Origin of the sequence: Rubrimonas sp., assembly GCF_036788415.1 — a bacterium.
Lineage (GTDB): Bacteria > Pseudomonadota > Alphaproteobacteria > Rhodobacterales > Rhodobacteraceae > Rubrimonas.
This window is the reverse complement of the sequence record NZ_DAIQNN010000234.1, coordinates 1-1,915: the sequence shown is the minus strand read 5'-3', so window position 1 is coordinate 1,915 and position 1,915 is coordinate 1. Positions and strand designations below refer to the sequence as shown.

At 69.3% G+C, this 1,915-nt stretch carries 2 protein-coding genes; both read right to left on the bottom strand.

From position 1 onward, the window contains the following. Nucleotides 1–830: ADP-forming succinate--CoA ligase subunit beta (gene sucC, locus V7Q31_RS19020; protein ID WP_333835404.1), on the bottom strand; the 830-nt coding region annotated here is incomplete at its 3' end. Nucleotides 831–1,008: 178 nt separating this feature from the next. Beyond that, on the bottom strand, nt 1,009–1,905 hold the full coding sequence (locus V7Q31_RS19015) for a lysophospholipid acyltransferase family protein (protein WP_333835405.1): 897 nt from the start codon (nt 1,903–1,905) through the stop codon (nt 1,009–1,011). Nucleotides 1,906–1,915: the final 10 nt, after the last annotated feature.

Genomic DNA, 1,915 nt, shown 5'->3' with positions numbered 1-1,915 from the left:
CCCGCACCGTTGACCATGCAGCCGATCTCGCCGTCGAGCGCGATGTAGTTCAGGTCGTATTTCGACGCCTCGAGTTCCTTGGCGTCCTCTTCCGTCTCGTCGCGCATCGCCATCACCTTGGGCTGGCGATAGAGCGCGTTGCTGTCGAAGCTCATCTTGCAGTCGAGGCATTTCAGGTTGCCGTCGCCGTCGACGATCAGCGGGTTGATTTCGAGCAGCGAGCAGTCGCGCGCGACGAACAGACCGTAGAGCGTCGAGATCAGCTGCACGCATTGCTTGATCTGCGCGCCTTCGAGCCCCAGCGCGAAGGCGATCTTGCGACCGTGGAAGGGCTGAATCCCCGCCGCCGGATCGACCGAGAAGGTGAGGATCTTCTCGGGCCGATGGGCGGCGACCTCCTCGATGTCCATGCCGCCTTCGGTGGAGGCGATGAAGGAGACGCGGCTCGTGCCGCGGTCCACCAGAAGCGACAGATAAAGCTCGCGCTGGATGTCCGAGCCGGCCTCGACATAGATGCGGTTGACCTGCTTGCCGGCGGGGCCGGTCTGGTGCGTGACCAGTGTGCGCCCCAGCATCTGGCCCGCGAACTCCGCCGCTTCCTCCGCCGACTTCGCGAGCCGCACGCCGCCCTTCTCGCCGGCTTCCGGCTCCTTGAACTTGCCCTTGCCGCGCCCGCCGGCATGGATCTGCGCCTTGACCACCCAGAGCGGCCCCGGCAGCGCCTTCGCGGCGTCGAGCGCCTCGGCGGCGTCGAGCACGGGAACGCCATCCGACACTGGCGCTCCGAACTCGCGCAGAATGGATTTCGCCTGATATTCGTGGATGTTCATCGACCGCCGCCCCCTTCCGCGCGCTGGCGCCCGACGCGAACGCGTCGGCGCGCCGGGCCTGTCGCGCCCCCGCGCCGGGCGCAAACGACCCCCGCGCGGCGGGGCGGCCCCGTTGCGTCGCCGGCAGCGTTACGCGACGCGCCGCGGCGCCGCAACAGGACGGCGCGCCGCAGCCGCCTCAGCGCTCGTCGGCCCCGAGGAAGCCGGCGCCGCTGCGCGCGCGCCAGCGCTGATGCAGCCAGAACCACTGGCCCGGCGCCTCGCGCACCCAGTCAGAGATCCGGTGGTTGAGCGCGCGCATGGTCTCGAGATCGTTTTCGCGCGTGATGTCCGGCTCGAATCGGATGTCGAAGCCACGTCCCGTCGCGTCGCGCAGCGCCACGGCGGGCAGCAGCGGCGCGCCCAGCTTACGCGCCATGCCCGCGATCGCCGTGGCCGTCAACGCGTCGCGCCCCAGAAAGGGCAGCGCCGCCCCGCCGGTAGCGCGCTGATCGACCAGGACGAGCATCGCGCCGCCCTTGCGCAGATGCGCGACCATCTCCCGCAGGCCCTTCCGGCCCTTGTGCAGGACTGGCGCGCCGGCCTCGCGGATCAGCGTCATCGAGACCCGGTCGAAATAGGGATTGTTGAAGGCGCGGTAGATGATCCCGACTTCGACGCCGGCGTCGCGCGCCGCCAGCCGGATAGCCTCCCAATTGCCGATATGCGCCGACGCGATGATCGCTCCCCGGCCCTGCGCGACCACAGCGCGGAGCGCGTCGACGTGCGGGGCGCGCCGCGCGCCGGTTTGCCCAGCGAACTCCGCCATGCGGGCGTATTCGACGATGAGGCGCCCGAAATTGTCGCCGACGCCCGCTGCGATCGCTTTGCGGTCGGCTACGGAGGCGCCCGGCAAGACCCAGTCGAGATTTCGCTCGATCAGCCGCGCGGCGCGGGGCGTCCGCATTGCGACGCGACCGATCCTCGCTCCGATCTCTCGCGCCGTGTCGAATGGCGGGATGCGCAGGGGCGCGGCGCCCGTATATGCGGCGATCTCTTCGAGTTTATGTTTGAGCCTTTGCGGTTTTTTTCGCATTTTGGCTCGT